Raw genomic sequence first — 18,158 nt, forward strand, 5'->3', positions numbered from 1 at the left:
CCGTCGGGTCCTTCGAAGGTTGTGCTTCTACTGACCACCGGCCCGGCGGTTTGGTTTTACCGGGTCAGTTGGCCAGCAGGTAGCCGCTGCGACACACCTGTTCACCGGCGACATGTGCGATGACCATGCCCGTCGTGGCCATGCGCCGAACGCTGCGGGCATACAGCAGGCCAGGCTGGCGGTTGTGCACGGCAGTCACCCGGTCGCTGAGCGGGTCGATGACTTCAGCGACCAGTTGCCCGGCTTCCAGATACTGACCGGGGCGGGCGTGATACACCAGCAGCCCGCCCAGCGGGGCCGATATCGGCTCGACGGCGGCCAACGGGGTCGCAGCCCGGGGCAGGGGTGGCAAGGGCACTGCAGGGCCTTCGATGACTCCGGCGTGAATCAGGTAATCGAGGATCGCCTGGCAGTCATGGCTGGCCAGGTCATGGCTGACATCGGCCTGGCCGCGCAACTCGACAGTTACCGACACGCTACCCAAAGGGATCGGGAAACGCTTGCCGAAGCGTTGCTGCAACTGCCACCAGACCAGGCTGAAGCATTCGTCGAACGACTGCCCGCCGGAGTCGGTGGCCAGCAAACTGGCCTGCGCACCCAGGTAGCGAGCCAGCGGCTCGACCTGAGGCCAGGCTTCCGGGGTGGTGTAGAGGTGTTCTACCGCCTCGAAGTCGCAGTGCAGGTCCAGGACCAGGTCGGCATCGCAGGCCAGCCGCTGCAGGGTCAGGCGCTGGGACTGCAGGGGGGTGTGTGCCGGGTGTGCATCCAGGCCACGGCGCAGGTACTCACGAATCAAGGCAAGGTTGTGGTCGGCGTCCTGGGTCAGATGGCCCTCCACCTGGTCGCCAATGCTGTCGGAAAGGTCGACGAAGTTGCGGTTGAAGTTCTCGCCGCTCTGTAATTCGAAACGACCCAGTGGTGCGTCCAGCATCACTTGCTCCAGGCCTACCGGGTTGGCCACCGGCACCAGGACGATTTCGCGGCGCAGGCGCCCTTGCTGCTCCAGTTCGGCCAGGCGACGCTTGAGGTGCCAGGCGACCAGCATGCCGGGCAACTCATCGGCATGCAGCGAGGCCTGTATGTACACCTTGGCGCCACCGCGCGGGCCGAAGTGGAAGCTGTGGAGTTGGCGAATGATGCCCGGTACGGGCGAGAGCAGGTCGTGTGTCGAATGGTGCATGGTGGTCCTGGCTGCGTGGCGAAAACGGTCTGCGACACGGGTCGGCACAAAGATAGAAGCATAATTTTAGCCAGTATGCTTCACCGTGCTGCCTTCTTCAGGCCAGCAGTGCCTGCAGGGTTGCCAGGTCATCGGCCTCCTCCACAGGTTTATCCAGGCGCCAGCGCAGCATGCGCGGAAAGCGCACGGCTATACCGCTCTTGTGCCGTTTTGACAGGGCGATGCCCTCGAACCCCAGTTCGAACACCAGGGTTGGCTTGACGCTGCGCACCGGTCCGAAGGTCTCTACCGTGGTCTTGCGAATAATTGCATCGACCTTGCGCATTTCTTCATCGCTCAGGCCCGAGTAGGCCTTGGCAAAAGGTACCAAGGCACGCTCGGGGTCGCCGGGTGGCCCGCTCCAGACCGCGAAGGTGTAGTCACTGTACAGGCTGGCACGCCGGCCGTGGCCGCGCTGGGCATAGATCAGCACGGCATCTACGCTGAACGGGTCGATCTTCCACTTCCACCACACCCCCATGTCCTTGGTCCGGCCCACCCCGTACAACGCATCGCGCTGTTTGAGCATCAGGCCCTCGACGCCCAGGCTGCGCGATCGTTCGCGCTGGATGGCAAGCGCGTGCCAAGTCTGCCCTTCGAGCAGAGGCGAAAGCAGTACCGGGGCCAAGGGATAGCTTTCCACGACACGCTGCAATTGCTGGCGGCGCTCATGTTGGGGGCGGCTACGCCAGTCCTCGCCTTGCCATTCCAGCAAATCGTACGCCTGCAATACCACCGGCGCATCGGCCAGCAGCTTCTTGCCCAGCGTCTTGCGGCCAATGCGCTGCTGCAGTAGTGCGAAAGGTTGCACGGCCAGTGCCTGGTCGTTGCCCGAATCAGGCTTCCAGACCAGGATCTCACCGTCGAGCACGACGCCGTCGGGAAGGCTCTGCGCCAGGCTGTGCAGCTCCGGGAAGCGGTCGGTGACCAGTTCTTCGCCGCGTGACCACACCCACACCTGGCCATCGCGCTTGACCACTTGTGCGCGGATGCCATCCCACTTCCACTCGATCTGCCAGGCGCTGGGCGGGCCGAGCAGGGCGTCGAACTGTTCGATGGGGGCCTGCAGGGCATGCGCCAGGAAGAACGGGTATGGTTGGCCACCACGTTGGCTATGTTCGTCGGCCGATTCAGCGGCGATCAGCTTGTGGTAACTGTTGGCTGTCGGGCGATGGCTGATGTCGGTATAGCCCACCAGGCGCTGAGCTATGCGTTTGGCATCCAGCCCCGCCAGCTGCGCCAGTGCCCGGGTGACCAGCAGCTTGGACACGCCCACGCGAAAGCTGCCAGTGATCAGCTTCAGGCACAGCATCAGGCTGGGGCGATCCAACTGTGCCCACAGTGGCGGCAGGCGCTGCTGGACCTCTTCGGCGGGCAGCCCACGCAGTGGCAGCAGATGGGCTTCGACCCAATGGGCCAGCCCGCTCTCGCTACCTTGCTGGTTTTCAGGCAGCAACAAAGAGATGGTTTCCGCCAGGTCGCCCACGGCCTGATAGCTTTCTTCGAACAACCAGCCCGGCAGCCCGGCCAATGCCGTTGCCAGCTCGCGCAGCACCCGGGTGGGCACCAACTGCCGTGGCCGGCCACCGGACAGAAAATAGACAGCCCAGGCGGCGTCCTCGGCGGGGGCTGCGGCAAAGTAGTCGCGCAACGCTTGCAGTTTGGCATTGCTGGAGGTGGTGGCATCCAGGCACAGGTAGAGCTGGGCAAAGGCCTTCATGCCTCAGCTTCCATTGCTGGAGCGTCGTCCTCGTCACCGTACTCGGTAACGAACGCTCGGGCATCGAGGCCACGTTCGCTGAGGTAGCGTACCAGCACGTTGACCGAGCCGTGGGTGACCATAACCCGCTCGGCGCCGGTCTGTTCGATGGCCCATAGCAGCCCAGGCCAGTCTGCGTGGTCGGAGAGTACGAAACCGCGGTCTACGCCGCGCCGGCGTCGCGTGCCGCGCAGCAGCATCCAGCCACTGGCGAAGGCATCGCTGTAATCACCGAAGCGACGCATCCAACTGCTGCCGGCGGCAGAGGGGGGCGCCAACACGATGGCCTGGCGCATGAGCGGGTCATTACGGGGAATATCACCGGCATACAGGGTTTGTGGCAGGTGTACACCGCCCTCTCGGTATACCTGGTTCAGCGGCTCTACTGCGCCATGTACCAGGATCGGCCCGATGCTCGGATCCAGGCCATGGAGGATTCGTTGAGCCTTGCCGAACGCATAGCAGAACAGCACGCTGGCCTTGCCCTGCTCGCGATTGGCCCGCCACCATTCATTCACCCCCGCTAATACCTGTGCCTGGCTGGGCCAGCGGTAGATGGGCAGGCCGAAGGTCGACTCGGTGATGAATGTGTGACAGCGCACCGGCTCGAACGGAGCACAGGTGCCATCCGGCTCGACTTTGTAGTCCCCGGAGGCAACCCAGACTTCGCCGTCATGTTCCAGGCGCACCTGTGCCGAGCCCAGTACGTGCCCGGCCGGGTGCAGGCTCAGGGTGACGCCGTGGTGGCGGATACGCTCGCCGTAGGGCAGGGCCAGTAGGTCGATATCCTGGCCCAGGCGGCTGCGCAGTATGCCGGCCCCTGGGGCTGCGGTCAGGTAATGAGTGTTGCCACGACGGGCATGATCGCCATGGCCGTGGGTGATGATGGCGCGCTCCACGGGCCGCCAAGGGTCGATGTAAAAATCACCGGGCGGGCAGTAAAGGCCTTCGGGGCGGGCGATGACGAGGTCCATGGCGATGCCTGGCAAGAGGGCTTACAGGCTCAGAGCATCAGCGGGGCGTGGAAGTTCGCGTGGTGTTGGCAGCCAGCCCTGCACGTCAGGGCTGGCTGCGGGCTATTCAGCGCAGGGCCATTTTCCAGGCCGCGCCTTTGGTCTGCGCCACGCTGATTTTTTCGGCGTAGGCGATGTTCTTGATGAAGCCGCCATGCACCAGCCGTGGGGAGGTATGGAAGTAGTCCCAGGTGGTGGTGCCGTCATGGCTCTGCAGGTCTTGACTGTCGTAAGGGATTTCGAGGGTGACTGGCGACGCGGTTGCTGGCGTCGAGAAATCGCCGTCGATCATGCTGTAGCCTGCCTTGTCGTTACCGGCCCACAGCTGAATGTCAATGGTGCTGCCCTCCGGTACGGCCAGCGATGCAGGCCAGGACACTTCGATCGTGAGGGTTTCTTTGCTCATGCTGAACATCCTTTTTTGATGGGTTGACCGCACTCGCTGTCTGAACGAGCGCGGCAAGAAAGGATGCTAAGCACCGAGGCTTGAGGGATACAGATGGAAACGCTGGGCCTATCGGCCTGGCACCAGGGTCAGCCGCTGGTTGCCATAGGCCCGGGCAAAATGCTGCGGCTGTATTGGCAGGCTCATGAACCGGCCCTTGAACCAGGCATCGAGCCCATCGCTGAAATGGGCACTGGCCGGGTTACCGGATTGTCCGGTGCTGGTCAGTACCTGTAGTGGTTCTGCCTGGCCAAAGTCGACGATCATGCGTGCCGAGGCCGGCAGGCGGGTGTCGAAATCGCTGCCCCACGCATAAGGCGTCAGGGCCAGGGTGCTGAAGTCACCGCCAGCCGCCTGTGGCGATCGGCTGAGCGCATCGCCCAGGCCGTGGTAAGCAGGGGCAGGCCAGCGATATTGGTGCAATTTGCCCCATTGCCAGGCGCGGCGGTCGGCACCCAGCTGGGCTGTACCTGCATCCACGGCAGCGGCCAGGCTGCGGGCCAGGATGGCCGGTTTGTCTTCCTTCTGCGCCGTGGTGCGATCATCCCAGAACGGGCTGTCTTCGCGGCCAAGCAGGTGGTCGGCCTGGGCCGAGTAGGACAGGCGCGCATTGCTGACGAACGCCTGCCAGGCAGTGCCGGATTGCGGGCCGAGGTCGTCGAGGAAGGTCTGGAGCGCCACTTCCTGTAGGAACAGCTCATACAGCGCGGCATCCGCTGATACCGGGCTCAGGCGACCATCGAACGCCTTGAGGCGGGCCAGCGCGTCGCGGGCCTTGTCGCGCTGGGCGGCTGGCAGAGCGTCGATCGCTTGCTTGAGCGGTTGGGCCATGCCAGGGGCGTCGAACATCTGCTTGAGCTTGTCGGCCAGCAGCGTCTGCTGGTCGTTTTGCAGGGCCATCAGGCTGCGGCTGTCGTGACGGCCATTGCCGGCCAGCTGGCCCAGGCGCTCGGCGCGTTCGGGGTAATACCAGGTGTTGGACAGCTGCATGCCGTAGCCGCGTGGCAAGCTGCGCTGGTTGGCATGGGCGATCCAGCCGGCCGGCGGGTCCTGGTCGTAGGGGTGCAGCATCGGGTCGGCGTAACCGTCCCAGTCGTAGCGACCCTCCCAGCCCGGAGATGGCAGCAGGCCCTGGCCCTCACGGCGGTTCGGGTAGCGGCCGCTGACTTGCCAGCCAATGTGCTCAGGTTCGGCAAACACGAAGTTGAGTGCGGCAGCCGCCACCTCGCGGGTGCTGTCAAACGCGCGTTCCACGGTTTGCGCTCGGGTCAGGTCGAACAGCGCATCCAGGCTGCGATCACCCTTGGGCTGCGGCAAGTTAAGGGCCAGCCCAAGGCTGGGGCTGCCGGTCTGGGCGAGCAGGGTACCGTGGCGGGTGTCGTACATCACTTCGCGCAGCGGGCGTTGGCCACGGACGAAGAAGGTTTCGCTGCGTGCGCGAGCGGGCAACCACTTGCCGTCGGCCAGGTAGCTGACCTGGCTGCCCTGATGGCGCAGCCGTTCCAGGTACAGGTCCTGGTTGTCGGCCATCACCGCGCTGCTGCTCCAGGCCAGCTTGCCGTTGTAGCCGGCCAGGACGATGGGCAGGCCCGGCAACGACAGGCCTGCAACCTGGTACTTGCCGGTGTGGATCTGCACCGGGCTCAGGGCCCAGGCTGCGCGGCTGTCGCTTGCCAACAGGCTTTTTCCGCTGCGGCTGCGTTGCGGGCCCAGGGCCAGGTTGGCCGAGCCCGGGCTGCCGAGCAGGTTCAGGTCGGCGAGCTTCTGGCTGGCGGCTGCCAGCGCAGCCAGGCCCGGTAGTTGGCTGCTCAGGTTCAGACCCTTCAGCTTGTCTGCCTCAGCTTCAGCCAGGGGTTCGTCTGGCGCGCCAGGCAGCAGCCAAGGCAGCTTATCGCTGCCGACCTTTTGCGCCAGGGTCAGGGCGCTGAGTTCTTCCTGCAGGTTCACCGACTGGCTGAAGGCATACAGGCTGAAGATCAGCGCCGAATCCTCGGGCTTCCAGTATTCCGGGCGGTAGCCGCTGCTGGCGAGGTTGGCCGGCAGTTTGTCGCGGTAGCGGAACAGGTAGGCATTGACCCCGCGGGCGTAGACTTCGAAGAAGCGCTTGAGCCGGGGCGAAGCATCGGCGTACAGCTGGGTGGCGTTGTGCTTGAGGTTGGCAGCGCGCATCAGGCGGTCGATGTCCAGCGCCTCGCTTCCGGCCAGTTCCGCCAGGCGGCCTTGGGCCAGCAGGCGCATGGCGAGCATTTGCCCGATACGGTCGCCGGCGTGGACGTAGCCGAGGCTGAACAGTGCATCATGGAAGCTGCTGCTTTCGATCAGCGGTGCGCCCATGGCGTTGCGGCGCACCGAAACATTCTGCGCCAGGCCTTTGAGCGGCTGCACGCCGGTGGTCGGTGGCACACTGTCCTGATAGCCGCCCATCTGGCAACCGGCAAGCCCGAGCATGCCGAGCAGCGTGGCAGCGGTGGCGAACCGTGGGCGGAAGGGAGGAAGGACGGGGGCGGCCATGACAAGGGCTCCTGCAAGGCGTGGCGGGGTTCGAATGGCGCTAAGGTAGTGAGCGCGCAGGCGCCGTGCAAGGTGCGGTGAAGCTTTATTTACCAGCGGTCGGTAGCTTCAAGCTGCATGAGGTGCGGGCCTGCATTTTCCTGCAACTTGAAGCTTGCCGCTTTAAGGCTTGATCAGGCCCCGTGGCACTTCTTGAATTTCTTTTCGCTGCCGCACGGGCACGGGTCGTTGCGGCCGACGTCCTTCAATGCATTGCGAACCGGCTCCTGATGGCCGTGATTGCAATGCGGGCCGTGCACATGGCCGTGGTCGTGATCGTGGTGATGATCGTGTCCGTGGTTGCAGTCGGGGCCATGAACATGGGGTTGTTGGGTCATTGCAGGGTTACTCCGGTAAGAAATCACCGGGGATTATCTCACCACTGCGCGATAAGTGCAGGTCCCGGTGGATGATCAGCCCGGTCTCGAGTTCGCCTTGCAAGCGGTAGTGCAGCGGCTGCTCGCTCTTGAGCAGTTTGGCCAACGGCTTGAGCTGGCGCCACAGATTGGTCCGCGCAGTGATCTTGAAGGTGCGCCGGGCATGCCCACCGACACTGCGCCAGACACTGGCCTGATCCTCAACCAGCATCAGGTCGTTGAGCCAGACCGAATAAGCCAGGTTACGAATGAACAGGCGGCTGTCATTGGGGTTGTCGACACGCAGGTGCAAGACGAACTCCTGCTCCAGCAAGCGCGCCTTGACTGTCTCGACCCTGACCAGGTGCACCTGCGGGTCGCGCCAGTCATCGTCACCCCATATCGCGCAACCCGCCGGCAACGTCAGCAGAGCGCTGAGCAGGAACAGGCGGGCCAGGGCGATCACGCTCAGTTACCGACGTAGCCGGCGCAGCATTTCTTGAATTTCTGCCCGCTGTTGCAGGGGCAGGGGTCATTGCGGCCAGCCTTGAGCTCAACGGTCGGGTCGATGAAGTACCAGCGCCCGTCATGCTGCACGAAGGCGGAGCGCTCGCGGTGCTGGTGATCACCCTCCAGATCGTGCCAGCGCGCCGTGAACGTGACAAAGGCATGCTCAGGCTGGCCTCCGAGCACCTCGGCGTTCTCCACCTCCAGGCCAAGCCAGGTGCTCTGGGCGCTCCAGGCCGCAATCGCGTTGCGATCCAGACCCGTCTGCTGGGCTGGCAAGGTGGTGCCTACCAGGTAATCGATCAGGCCGAGCACGTAGGCGCTGTAGCGCGAGCGCATCAGTGCCTGGGCATCCGGTGCCGGGGTGCCGGCGTGGTAGTGCCCGCAGCAGGCGTCCAGCAGGTTACCGCTGCCACAGGGGCAAACCGAGACACTCATTGATCACCACCAGTACTTGCCGAAGTTTTCAGGGTTGGCCCAGAACCTGGCGTTGAGCCAGTCGGGGACCTGCTTGTAGTCATGTAGATCATAGGTGAACAGGCTCAAGACCTGCTCGTCGCGTCGGAATTTCTCGCTGGCCGACAGGGCCAGGGCAAAAAAGTCGGTTTCCTGCCAGCCGCAGGCGTGCAGATCGGCCAGCACGGCGACACGGCTGGCGTTGAGGTTGCGGATGCCACCCAGCAGTTCCAGGCCAGCGCGTTTGGGCAAATGTTCCAGGCAGTCCACCAGCAATGCCAGGTCGAAGCGTTGTGCGGCAACATGCGCTGCAAGCGCGCCTGGCTGGCACGTCTCGATCGTCACCTGCGGATGTGCCTGGGCAAACGCCTCCAGGGCAGGAAAACGCGTGCCTACCAGCAGCAGACGTTGCGGGGTGAAGCGCTCCAGCAGGGCCGCCAGGGCCTGCTGGGGTGTGCGTTGGGAAAAACCGTCGGTCATTGCCAATCCTCGTTCAGGTCTTCCAAGACTAACGGGCTGTCGGCCGTGGGCAAAGCACCGTATGACCCTGTCGTGGCTTATTGCTGGCAGGGATGAGATGCGCGGTCTTTACTCCCATGGATCGGCCTTATGCCGATTCCCCTAGGAGAAGCTACGAAATGAGCATAGTACGCACAGCGATACCCCTGGTACTGCTCACCAGTGTGTTGACTGGTTGTGCAGGTTTGCAAAAAACCGACTGGCCGAAGTGTGCTGCCGTCGGGGGTGTGGGCGGCGCTGCCCTGGGCGCCATCGAAAGCTCCAGCTGGGCTGGCTGGGGTGCGTTGCTGGGCGGTGGCCTGGCAGCTGGCTACTGCTGGGCCAACGGCGATGGTGACGAGGATGGCGATGGTGTGCCGGACAGCCGTGACAAGTGCCCAGGTACTCCGCGTGGTGTGCAGGTCGACGCCAATGGCTGCCCGCCAGAGCCGGCGCCTGTGGTCGAGGAAGTCGTGGTACAGAAGGAAGAAGTCATCGTCATCCGTGACGTGCACTTCGAGTTCGACTCTGCGCGCCTGACGGCGGCCGACAAGGAACGCCTGAACACCATTTCCACACGCCTGAAGCAGGAAGCGCCGAGCGCTCGTCTGAGCGTCACCGGCCACACCGACAGCGTGGGCTCCGACAGTTACAACCAGAACCTGTCCGAGCGCCGTGCCCACTCGGTGACCGATTACCTGGTCGAGAGTGGTGTGCCACGCGCCAGCTTCGTGTCGGTGGTCGGTGCCGGCGAAACCCAGCCTGTAGCGGACAACGCCACAGCTGATGGGCGTTCGATGAACCGTCGCACCGAGATCAAGATCGAGCGCTGACGGCGTGCGCCCGCGCCTTGAGAAGTGGCGCGGGCGCGTCTTTACTCCTGTAGGCCGGTTGCGGCCAACGACACAGGAGCATTCATCATGAGTGTCATGTCAAAGGCGGCGCTGCCGTTGCTGGTGGTTTCCAGTCTGCTGGCAGGCTGCGCCACCCACAGTGACGGCAGTGCGCCCCTCAATCAACGGACCTGGCCCATCTGCAGCCTGCTCGGTGGGCTGGCCGGCGGTGGCCTGGGCGCTATCGAAAGCTCGAGCTGGGCTGCAGGCGCTGGCGCCCTGGGTGCGATCGCCGGCGGCCTGATCTGTTACGCCCAGGATGGGGACGAAGATGAGGATGGCGTCTTCGATCGCCGTGACCGTTGCCCTGACACGCCTGCCGGCACGGCGGTCGACCACATGGGCTGCCCGCTGCCGCAGTATCCGCCCAGCCAACCTGCACCTGAGCCCCAGCCAGAGGTGATCTCCCTCGACGATCAGGGCCAGGTGATGTTCGCATTCGACTCTGCCGACTTGACGGTGGGCAGCCAGCAACGGCTGCAAAGCCTGTTGCCCAGGCTCAGCGAGTTGGGTGTATCGCGGATCAAGGTGGTTGGCCATACCGACAATGTCGGGTCTGACAGTTACAACCAGGCACTCTCTGAGCGGCGCGCGGCCAGCGTCGCACAGTATTTGATCAGCCAGGGCCTGGCACCGCAGAAGGTAACGAGCGAAGGGCGCGGGGCTAGCGAGCCGGTGGCAGAAAACGACACCGAACAAGGCCGTGCGCAAAACCGGCGGGTGGACCTGCACCTGAACTGAGCAGCGATGGGAGCGGCAGATGAAATTCATTCTGGGCGTGGGTAAAACCCTGACCATCGCTTTCTGGGGCGTGGTGCTGTTCAACCAGATGCTGCCACAGCCGCTGCCGTTCAATCTGTTGATCAATGCCGCAGGCATCGCCTTGCTGGGGCTGCACGTTCTGGAAGTGCTGTTCTTCAACGGCAGCTTGCGTGGGCGCAGCCACCGCTGGTTCGATCGTTTGCAGATACTGCTGACGGGCATTTTCCACGTGATGTCCATACCGCGGCAGGCAGAGCTGACGCGCCGTGGCTGACCACGGCGCTGCCTCGCTATGTCGGTAGCCGCGAACTGGCCACCGCCACCACCGCCAGCCCCAGCAGGAGGTTGGCCCCGACCATGCGCCGGATCCGGCCCAGTGCCGCAGCACCTGCGGCCCAGTCTTCGGCCTGCACGGCAGCCTTCAGCTCAGGCAGCAACAGCGCCTGGATACGCATGAACAGCGCGAACATGGCGATCCCGCCCCCCATCATCACCTGTACATACCGGGGGGCTGTCTCGAAACCGTTGAAGCGCATGTGCAACATGCCGATACCACTTATCGCCAGAATGGCTACCGCCAGCCAGACCCATCTGAAGAAACGTCGGAAAACTTCCACCCAGAGCCGAAGCCGGGCTGGCCCCTCAAGGGCTGCAACCGTTGCCGGGCGCAGCACCAGCCAGGCGAAGAACATGCCGCCGACCCACACAAGGGCGGCCAGGACATGCAGTGTGTAGGGGAGGGCAAAGGCAAGCATCCGGATCTCCATGCGGCACAATGGGCAATAGCGGGGTATGATAGCCGCCCCATGCGAAACACTGAAAATATATCCAGCCCTTCGGGCGCCTGCAGACCATGATCAGCAACGAACTCAAAGCCACCATCCAGGGCGCCTACTCGCGTTTTCTCGAAGCCAAGAGCCTCAAGCCGCGTTATGGCCAGCGCCTGATGATCGCCGAAGTGGCCAAGGTACTCGGCGACATCGCCTGCGACGACGAAGGCCGCCGCGCGGGCGAGCCTGCCGTGGTCGCGGTCGAGGCGGGTACCGGTACCGGCAAGACGGTCGCCTATAGCCTGGCCGCAATCCCGGCCGCCAAGGCGGCTGGCAAGCGCCTGGTGATCGCCACCGCGACCGTGGCCCTGCAGGAGCAGATCGTCTTCAAGGACCTGCCCGACCTCATGCGCAGCAGCGGCCTGAACTTCAGCTTCGCCCTGGCCAAGGGCCGCGGCCGCTACCTGTGCCTGTCCAAGCTCGACATCCTGCTGCAGGAGGGCCATGCGCAATCGGCCACTGCCCAGTTGTTCGAGGAAGAGGGCTTTCACATCGAGGTCGACGAGCGCAGCCAGAAGCTGTTCAACAGCATGATCGAGAAGCTCGCCGGCAATCGTTGGGACGGCGACCGTGACAGCTGGCCCGAGGCCCTGGAAGACCAGGACTGGGCGCGGCTGACCACCGACCACAGCCAATGTACCGGCCGCCACTGCCCGAACTTCCAGCAGTGCGTGTTCTACAAGGCCCGCGAAGGCATGGGCAAGGTCGATGTGATCGTCACCAACCACGACATGGTCCTGGCCGACCTGGCCCTGGGTGGCGGCGCGGTGCTGCCTGACCCGCGTGACACGATGTACGTGTTCGACGAAGGCCACCACCTGCCCGACAAGGCCATCGGCCACTTCGCTCACTTTTCCCGTTTGCGCTCCACTGCCGACTGGCTGGAGCAGACCGCCAAGAACCTGACCAAGCTGTTGGCCCAGCACCCGTTGCCGGGCGATCTGGGCAAGCTGATCGAGCAGGTGCCGGAGCTGGCGCGGGAAATCCGCACCCAGCAACAGTTCATGTTCACCTTGTGCGAGCAAGTCGCCGACTTCCGTCCCAGCGAGGACGTGGAGGGGCGTGAGCGCCCGCGCTATCGCTTCGAAGGCGGCGTGGTACCCGAGCAGATCCGCGACGTCGGCATCGAGCTGAAAAAGGGCTTCGCCCGCCTCAACGACCTGTTCACTCGCCTGGCCGACCTGCTCAAGGAAGGCATGGACGGCGAGGTCAACATCGGTATCGCCAGCCATCAGGCCGAAGAGTGGTACCCCTTGTTCGGCAGCCTGGTCACCCGCGCCCAAGGCAACTGGGAGCTGTGGACCGCCTTCACTGCCGAGGACCCGCAAGACAGCCCGCCCATGGCCCGCTGGTTGACCCTGGCCGAAAGCGGCGCGCTGTTCGACATCGAGGTCAACGCCAGCCCCATTCTGGCAGCCGAAATGCTGCGGCGCAGCCTGTGGAGCGTGGCCCATGGCGCGCTGGTAACCTCGGCGACGCTGACCGCGCTGGGCAAGTTCGACCGTTTCCGCATGCGCTCGGGCCTGCCGCGCGATGCGATGACCTGCGTGGTGCCCAGCCCGTTCGTGCATGGCGATGCCGGCCTGCTGCGGGTGCCCGACCTCAAGGCCGACCCGCGCGATGCTGCGGCGCATACCGCTGCGATCATCCGCGAGCTGCCGAACATCGTCGAGGACGCCCGCGGTGCGCTGGTACTGTTCTCCTCGCGCAAACAGATGCAGGAAGTCTTCGACGGCCTGGACCGCGACTGGCGCAAGCTGGTGCTGATTCAGGGCAACCTGTCCAAGCAGGAAACCCTGAACAAGCACAAGGCGCGGGTCGATGATGGCCAGCACAGTGTGCTGTTCGGTCTGGCCAGCTTCGCCGAGGGCGTCGACCTGCCCGGTGCCTACTGCGAGCATGTGGTGATCGCCAAGATCCCCTTCGCCGTGCCTGACGATCCGGTCGAGGCGGCACTGGCCGAGTGGATCGAGGCCCGCGGTGGCAACCCCTTCATGGAAATTGCCGTACCCGATGCATCGTTGAAGCTGATTCAGGCCTGCGGTCGCCTGCTGCGTACCGAGCAGGACCGGGGCGTCATTACCTTGCTTGACCGGCGTCTGGTCACCCAACGCTACGGCAAGGCTATTCTCAATGCGCTGCCGCCCTTCCGGCGGGAGATTTCCTGAAGGCCGGAGCATGATGTGCCGGCCCGTTGTCCACCACTCTGTCGCGGGCCCATGAGGGCCTGGAAGGAGAGCCTGAGCCCTATGATCCGCCGCACCTTGCCTGCTGTTCTCACCCTGTTGTTCAGCGCCTCTGCAATGGCCGGGCAGCAGACGCTGTTCAGCTTCGTGCGCCCGGCTTCGGTCGTCAATGTGGCCACTGAGGGGGCCGGGATGCCGCAGTACAACGCAGAACAGACCGCAGAAGGCGAGGTGTTGCGGCGGGTGGTGTTCAACCCGGTCGAACGGCCGACCCTGCGGCTGAGCCCTCACAGTGGCGCATGGGATTGGTCGGCCGGGCAGTTTCTGACCTTGCGCCTGCAAAGTGCCATGGACTGGGCACTGACCGTCGATGTCACGGTGCTGGGCAGCGATGGCCGTACCCTGACCAGTCGTATCGACCTGCCTGCAGGGCCTGCGCAGACGGTCATGGTGCCGCTCAAGGCCAGTTCCCCCCTGAGCCAGGGCATGCGCGCCGGCCCACCGATGCCCTGGACCCATGAAGGGCAACGGTTGCTGCTGACCAGCAGCGCCGGTGAGGTCGATCTCAAGCAGGTGGTATCTGTCAGCTTGAGCATCCCCGGCCCCAAGGTTGCGCAGAACCTGCTGATCGAGAAGGTCGGTATTCAGGACGACGACCTTGCCTACCAGGCGGCCTACCACGCACTGATCGATGCTTATGGCCAGTCCACGCGCGGCCGCTGGCCCGAAAAGGTGGTCAACGATGAACAACTGAAAGCTGCTGACAACCGCGAGCAGCAACAGCTCAAGGCCTGGCTGGCCGAGCATCACAAGCAACAGCTGGACAGCTACGGCGGCCTGTTGGCGGGGCCGGCGTTCGACGCCACGGGTTTCTTCCGTACGGAAAAACGTGACGGCCGCTGGCACCTGGTAACCCCCGAGGGCCATCCGTTCTACTCGTTGGGCGTCAATGCCGTGGCTGCCGATGGCGGGCGTACCTATGTCGCCGGCCGCGAAGGGATGTTCGGCGTGCTGCCGGGCGAAGGTGACGCGCTTGCCGCCTTTTATGGCGAGGGCAACAACGATGATGGCAATGCATCGTCGCAGGGGCGCAACTTCAAGAAGGGGCGTTGGTTCGACTTCTATGCAGCCAACATCCAGCGCGCCCATGGCAAACCTTGCCCGGCAGGGGAGGAGGGGCAACCTGCCGCGCCCTGCCCGCCCCTTGCGCTGTATAGCGCTCGTTGGCAGGCGCATACGCTCGATCGGTTGCAGGCCTGGGGCTTCAACACCCTGGGCAACTGGAGCGACCCCGAACTCGGCCAGGCCAAACGCATGCCCTATACCCTGCCGCTGTCGATCGTCGGTGACTATGCCAGCATCAGCACAGGCATGGACTGGTGGGGGCGCATGCCCGACCCGTTCGATCCGCGTTTCGCCATGGCCACCGAGCGAGCCGTAGCCATCGCCGCCCGTGACCACCGGGATGATCCCTGGCTGATCGGGTACTTTGCCGATAACGAGCTGGCCTGGGCTGCGCCTGGCAATGACCCCAAGGCCCGTTACGGCCTTGCCTATGGCACCCTGCGTCTGACAACCGATGTGCCGGCCAAGCGTGCCTTCCTCAAGCAACTGCGCGACAAGTACCGTAACCAGCAGGGGGTGTCCAAGGCCTGGGGCATCGACCTGCAAGCCTGGGAATTGATGGAAGACCCAGGCTTCGAGGCGCCGCTGCCCAACCCCGAGCACCCTGAGATCGAACGCGATTACCAGCACTTCCAGCAGGTGTTCGCCGAAACCTATTTCAAGACCATCGCCGATTCGCTGAGCTGGCATGCGCCCAACCACCTTCTGCTGGGCGGGCGCTTTGCCGTCAGCACACCCGAAGCGGTCAAGGCCTGCGCCGAGTTCTGCGATGTGCTGAGCTTCAACTTCTATACCCTCAAACCCGATGACGGCTACGACTTCGCCCAGCTGGCGGAGCTGGACAAGCCGGTGCTGGTGTCCGAGTTCCAGTTCGGTTCCCGTGACCGTGGGCCTTTCTGGCCGGGGCCGGTGGAAGTGGCGCGTGAAGAGGATCGGGGCCCGGCCTACGGCAACTTCCTCAAGGCGGCACTGGCGCAGCCGATGATCGTCGGCGCTCACTGGTTCCAGTACCTCGACCAGCCTGCCAGCGGGCGTTTGCTCGATGGTGAAAACGGGCACCTAGGGCTGGTGGCGATCACCGATATGCCATATCCGGGTTTTGTCGAGGCGGTGCGCAAGAGTAACCGGCAGGCCGTTGGTCAGTTGAGCAGCCTGTTGCACGAAGGGAGCTCTACCACGGGCGCGCCAACCGACGAGGCGCCCTGAAAAGGGTGCTTTTCTGCGTGATCATCCAGCCTTGCCCAGTAGGCAAAACCGCCAACTACTGAAACAATGCCTCCCTTTTTCAGCAAGGTCGAACGGAGAACAGGCGGGTGCAGATCCAGGGTCACTATGAGCTGAAGTTCGAGGCAGTGCGCGAAGCGTTTGCGGCATTGTTCGATGATCCCCAGGAGCGCGGCGCGGCGCTGTGCATCCAGGTCGGTGGCGAGACTGTAATCGACCTTTGGGCGGGCAGCGCCGACAAAGATGGCCAGCAGGCCTGGCACAGCGATACCATCGCCAATCTGTTCTCCTGCACCAAGACCTTCACTGCCGTCACCGCACTGCAACTGGTCGGTGAGGGCAAGCTGGCGCTGGATGCTCCGGTGGCGCGCTACTGGCCCGAGTTTGCCCAGGCAGGCAAAGAGAGCGTCACCCTGCGCCAGCTGCTCAGCCACAGGGCGGGTTTGCCCGCCATCCGCGAGCTGCTGCCAGCAGAGGCCCTGTATGACTGGCAAACCATGGTCGATGCGCTGGCCGCCGAAACACCTTGGTGGGCGCCGGGTACCGCGCACGGCTATGCCGCCATCACCTACGGCTGGCTGATCGGCGAGCTGATCCGCCGCGCCGATGGCCGTGGCCCAGGGGAGTCGATCGTGGCGCGTACCGCGCGGCCGCTGGGGCTGGACTTCCATGTAGGCCTGGCGGACGAAGAATTCGATCGCGTGGCCCATATCGCACGCGGCAAGGGCAACGCCGGCGATGCTGCCGCCCAGCGCTTGCTGCAGGTGACCATGCGTGAGCCCGAGGCGTTGTCTACCCGTGCGTTCACCAACCCGCCGGCCATCCTCACCAGCACCAACAAGCCTGAGTGGCGCCGCATGCAGCAACCGGCGGCCAACGGTCACGGCAATGCCCGTAGCCTGGCGGGTTTCTATGCCGGCCTGCTCGACGGCAGCTTGCTCGAGTCCGAATTGCTCGATGAACTGACGCGTGAACACAGCATCGGCGAGGATCGTACCCTGCTGACCCAGACCCGTTTCGGCCTTGGCTGCATGCTGGACCAACCCACAGTGGCCAACGCCACCTTCGGCCTGGGTGCGCGGGCCTTTGGGCATCCCGGCGCAGGTGGTTCGGTCGGTTTTGCCGACCCCGAGCACGACGTTGCCTTCGGTTTCGTGGTCAATACCCTTGGCCCTTACGTGCTCATGGACCCAAGAGCCCAGCAACTGGTGCGTGTCCTTGGCACTTGCCTTTGATCGGGTAACGCGGGTATTGCGCAACCCCTTTGACTATCCTCAATGCCAACGCCTCAAGTGTGTGGGCAAAATTTCTTTCTATTTCATGGTGTATCGCTGATGTCTTCACATAAAACCTTAGCTCTCGCCCTGTGCCTGACCGCTATGACCGGCTGCGCCAGCCATTCTCAGGATGCCTCGAAGGGCGGCCTCAGCAGCTGGTGGCCATTCGGTACGGACGAGGTCGCCGAGCAGGAAGTGAAGCAGGCCGTCACCGAAAAAGTCGCCAAGGCCGATGCCAAGTCCGAGAGCGCCAGCCGCTGGTGGTGGCCCTTTGGCGGTGACGACAAGCAGGCCAAGGGCCCGGTTGTACCAAAAATCGACGAAAAGGCCACCCAGGCCTGGCTCGATCAGTACGAGCCAAAACTGCGTGAAGCGATCAAGGACAGCAAACTGGAGCTGGAGCGCCGTGAGAATGTGTTGGTTGTGACCATCCCGGCTGACAGCTCCTACAACCCGGACCGTCCGAACATGCTGTTGCCTATGAGCCTGGGCCCGATTACCCGTGTGGCCAAAGCCGTCGAAGGCGACCCCAAGACTGCCGTGCTGGTGCTGGGCCACGCCGACACCAGCGGCGCTGCTGCTACCAACCAGAAGCTCAGCCTGGAGCGCGCCGCTTCCGTGTCGGCGATCTTCCGTTTGAGCGGCTTGAAGCGTGACCGTCTTTCGCTCAAGGGCATGGGCTCTGAAATGCCGCGCGCGGCCAACGACAGCGTCGAAGGCCGGTCCCTTAACCGCCGCGTGGAGATGCTGCTGACCCCGCAGAACACCATGCTTGCCCTGATGGCCAAATATCAGCGGCCAGCGCCGGCACCGGCCTCGATGGTCGCTGTCCAGGACACCAAGGCACCCGCTACCAAGGCAGCTGTTACCAAACCAGCCGCCAAGGCAGCGGCCAAACCTGCTGCCAAAAAGCCTGCAGCCAAAGCCAAGGCACCTGCTAAAACCACCGCCAAAAAGAAAGCCGCGCCGGCCAAGCCCGCTGCCAAGAAAGCTACGGCCGAGAAAAAAGTAGCCGCCAACAGCCCTGCGAAGACCAACTGATCGTCAAGGAAACGCAG

Annotated in this window: 17 protein-coding genes; 7 read left to right on the top strand and 10 right to left on the bottom strand. The window is 64.1% G+C overall.

Translation table 11 applies throughout. The features are described from left to right. Positions 1 to 64: 64 nt before the first annotated feature. The 9 genes from JOE27_RS22065 to JOE27_RS22105 all read right to left on the bottom strand — a co-directional run bounded on the left by JOE27_RS22065 (position 65) and on the right by JOE27_RS22105 (position 8,785). Positions 65 to 1,180, bottom strand: coding sequence for a succinylglutamate desuccinylase/aspartoacylase family protein (locus JOE27_RS22065; RefSeq protein WP_046787744.1), 1,116 nt, complete (start codon positions 1,178 to 1,180; stop codon positions 65 to 67). Between the two features lie 97 nt (positions 1,181 to 1,277). Continuing rightward, complete coding sequence (locus JOE27_RS22070) at positions 1,278 to 2,939, bottom strand: ATP-dependent DNA ligase (RefSeq protein WP_204919909.1); 1,662 nt, start codon at positions 2,937 to 2,939, stop codon at positions 1,278 to 1,280. Then, positions 2,936 to 3,952 (bottom strand): ligase-associated DNA damage response exonuclease, encoded by a 1,017-nt coding sequence (locus JOE27_RS22075; protein WP_115273727.1) that lies wholly within the window; start codon positions 3,950 to 3,952, stop codon positions 2,936 to 2,938. The genes JOE27_RS22070 and JOE27_RS22075 overlap by 4 nt, the downstream gene beginning before the upstream one ends. A gap of 106 nt (positions 3,953 to 4,058) precedes the next feature. Continuing rightward, positions 4,059 to 4,397, bottom strand: coding sequence for a hypothetical protein (locus JOE27_RS22080; protein ID WP_115273728.1), 339 nt, complete (start codon positions 4,395 to 4,397; stop codon positions 4,059 to 4,061). A gap of 108 nt (positions 4,398 to 4,505) precedes the next feature. Then, on the bottom strand, positions 4,506 to 6,947 hold the full coding sequence (locus JOE27_RS22085) for a penicillin acylase family protein (RefSeq protein ID WP_115273729.1): 2,442 nt from the start codon (positions 6,945 to 6,947) through the stop codon (positions 4,506 to 4,508). A gap of 173 nt (positions 6,948 to 7,120) precedes the next feature. After that, entirely contained in the window at positions 7,121 to 7,324 is a 204-nt protein-coding gene (locus tag JOE27_RS22090; RefSeq protein WP_012313055.1) for an SEC-C metal-binding domain-containing protein, read from the bottom strand. A gap of 7 nt (positions 7,325 to 7,331) precedes the next feature. Beyond that, complete coding sequence (locus tag JOE27_RS22095; RefSeq protein WP_119688369.1) at positions 7,332 to 7,808, bottom strand: LEA type 2 family protein; 477 nt, start codon at positions 7,806 to 7,808, stop codon at positions 7,332 to 7,334. A gap of 2 nt (positions 7,809 to 7,810) precedes the next feature. Then, a complete protein-coding gene (locus JOE27_RS22100) occupies positions 7,811 to 8,287 on the bottom strand; it encodes a YchJ family protein (protein ID WP_046787738.1) in 477 nt (158 codons plus the stop codon). Positions 8,288 to 8,290: 3 nt separating this feature from the next. Next, positions 8,291 to 8,785 (bottom strand): DUF6231 family protein, encoded by a 495-nt coding sequence (locus tag JOE27_RS22105; protein ID WP_046787737.1) that lies wholly within the window; start codon positions 8,783 to 8,785, stop codon positions 8,291 to 8,293. Positions 8,786 to 8,943: 158 nt separating this feature from the next. Here JOE27_RS22105 and JOE27_RS22110 point away from each other — a divergent pair, with 158 nt between their 5' ends. The 3 genes from JOE27_RS22110 (at position 8,944) to JOE27_RS22120 (ending at position 10,732) form a co-directional block, all read left to right on the top strand. Further along, the gene (locus JOE27_RS22110) at positions 8,944 to 9,636 is read left to right on the top strand and encodes an OmpA family protein (RefSeq protein ID WP_177010162.1); all 693 of its coding nucleotides are present in this window, start codon (positions 8,944 to 8,946) and stop codon (positions 9,634 to 9,636) included. Between the two features lie 87 nt (positions 9,637 to 9,723). Further along, positions 9,724 to 10,437, top strand: coding sequence for an OmpA family protein (locus JOE27_RS22115; protein WP_046787736.1), 714 nt, complete (start codon positions 9,724 to 9,726; stop codon positions 10,435 to 10,437). A gap of 19 nt (positions 10,438 to 10,456) precedes the next feature. Next, positions 10,457 to 10,732 (top strand): DUF1145 domain-containing protein, encoded by a 276-nt coding sequence (locus JOE27_RS22120; protein ID WP_012313061.1) that lies wholly within the window; start codon positions 10,457 to 10,459, stop codon positions 10,730 to 10,732. A gap of 16 nt (positions 10,733 to 10,748) precedes the next feature. Here JOE27_RS22120 and JOE27_RS22125 read toward each other — a convergent pair whose 3' ends face one another. After that, positions 10,749 to 11,213 carry a CopD family protein gene (locus JOE27_RS22125; protein WP_046787735.1) on the bottom strand — a complete coding sequence of 155 codons (465 nt, stop codon included), beginning with the start codon at positions 11,211 to 11,213 and terminating at the stop codon, positions 10,749 to 10,751. A gap of 98 nt (positions 11,214 to 11,311) precedes the next feature. On the opposite strand from JOE27_RS22125, the gene dinG reads away from it, so the two are divergent. From dinG to JOE27_RS22145, 4 genes are all read left to right on the top strand, one after another. Further along, positions 11,312 to 13,456: an ATP-dependent DNA helicase DinG gene (gene dinG, locus JOE27_RS22130; RefSeq protein WP_115273732.1), complete on the top strand. Its 2,145-nt coding sequence runs from the start codon at positions 11,312 to 11,314 to the stop codon at positions 13,454 to 13,456. Positions 13,457 to 13,537: 81 nt separating this feature from the next. Continuing rightward, positions 13,538 to 15,805, top strand: a complete 2,268-nt coding sequence (locus tag JOE27_RS22135) for a beta-galactosidase (protein WP_204919911.1) — start codon at positions 13,538 to 13,540, stop codon at positions 15,803 to 15,805. 107 nt (positions 15,806 to 15,912) lie between these two features. Then, the gene (locus tag JOE27_RS22140) at positions 15,913 to 17,058 is read left to right on the top strand and encodes a serine hydrolase domain-containing protein (protein WP_046787732.1); all 1,146 of its coding nucleotides are present in this window, start codon (positions 15,913 to 15,915) and stop codon (positions 17,056 to 17,058) included. A gap of 99 nt (positions 17,059 to 17,157) precedes the next feature. Then, positions 17,158 to 18,141: an OmpA family protein gene (locus JOE27_RS22145; RefSeq protein ID WP_174142046.1), complete on the top strand. Its 984-nt coding sequence runs from the start codon at positions 17,158 to 17,160 to the stop codon at positions 18,139 to 18,141. Positions 18,142 to 18,158 lie beyond the last annotated feature (17 nt).

The organism is Pseudomonas sp. M5, from assembly GCF_016907075.1.
In the GTDB taxonomy this organism is placed as follows: Bacteria; Pseudomonadota; Gammaproteobacteria; order Pseudomonadales; family Pseudomonadaceae; genus Aquipseudomonas; species Aquipseudomonas putida_E.

Bases quoted from the DNA above. Each gene is read 5' to 3' on its own strand.
- JOE27_RS22065 (WP_046787744.1), bottom strand. From the start codon at position 1,180: ATGCACCATTCGACACACGACCTGCTCTCGCCCGTACCGGGCATCATT.
- JOE27_RS22070 (WP_204919909.1), bottom strand. From the start codon at position 2,939: ATGAAGGCCTTTGCCCAGCTCTACCTGTGCCTGGATGCCACCACCTCC.
- JOE27_RS22075 (WP_115273727.1), bottom strand. From the start codon at position 3,952: ATGGACCTCGTCATCGCCCGCCCCGAAGGCCTTTACTGCCCGCCCGGT.
- JOE27_RS22080 (WP_115273728.1), bottom strand. From the start codon at position 4,397: ATGAGCAAAGAAACCCTCACGATCGAAGTGTCCTGGCCTGCATCGCTG.
- JOE27_RS22085 (WP_115273729.1), bottom strand. From the start codon at position 6,947: ATGGCCGCCCCCGTCCTTCCTCCCTTCCGCCCACGGTTCGCCACCGCT.
- JOE27_RS22090 (WP_012313055.1), bottom strand. From the start codon at position 7,324: ATGACCCAACAACCCCATGTTCATGGCCCCGACTGCAACCACGGACAC.
- JOE27_RS22100 (WP_046787738.1), bottom strand. From the start codon at position 8,287: ATGAGTGTCTCGGTTTGCCCCTGTGGCAGCGGTAACCTGCTGGACGCC.
- JOE27_RS22105 (WP_046787737.1), bottom strand. From the start codon at position 8,785: ATGACCGACGGTTTTTCCCAACGCACACCCCAGCAGGCCCTGGCGGCC.
- JOE27_RS22110 (WP_177010162.1), top strand. From the start codon at position 8,944: ATGAGCATAGTACGCACAGCGATACCCCTGGTACTGCTCACCAGTGTG.
- JOE27_RS22115 (WP_046787736.1), top strand. From the start codon at position 9,724: ATGAGTGTCATGTCAAAGGCGGCGCTGCCGTTGCTGGTGGTTTCCAGT.
- JOE27_RS22120 (WP_012313061.1), top strand. From the start codon at position 10,457: ATGAAATTCATTCTGGGCGTGGGTAAAACCCTGACCATCGCTTTCTGG.
- JOE27_RS22125 (WP_046787735.1), bottom strand. From the start codon at position 11,213: ATGCTTGCCTTTGCCCTCCCCTACACACTGCATGTCCTGGCCGCCCTT.
- dinG (WP_115273732.1), top strand. From the start codon at position 11,312: ATGATCAGCAACGAACTCAAAGCCACCATCCAGGGCGCCTACTCGCGT.
- JOE27_RS22135 (WP_204919911.1), top strand. From the start codon at position 13,538: ATGATCCGCCGCACCTTGCCTGCTGTTCTCACCCTGTTGTTCAGCGCC.
- JOE27_RS22145 (WP_174142046.1), top strand. From the start codon at position 17,158: ATGTCTTCACATAAAACCTTAGCTCTCGCCCTGTGCCTGACCGCTATG.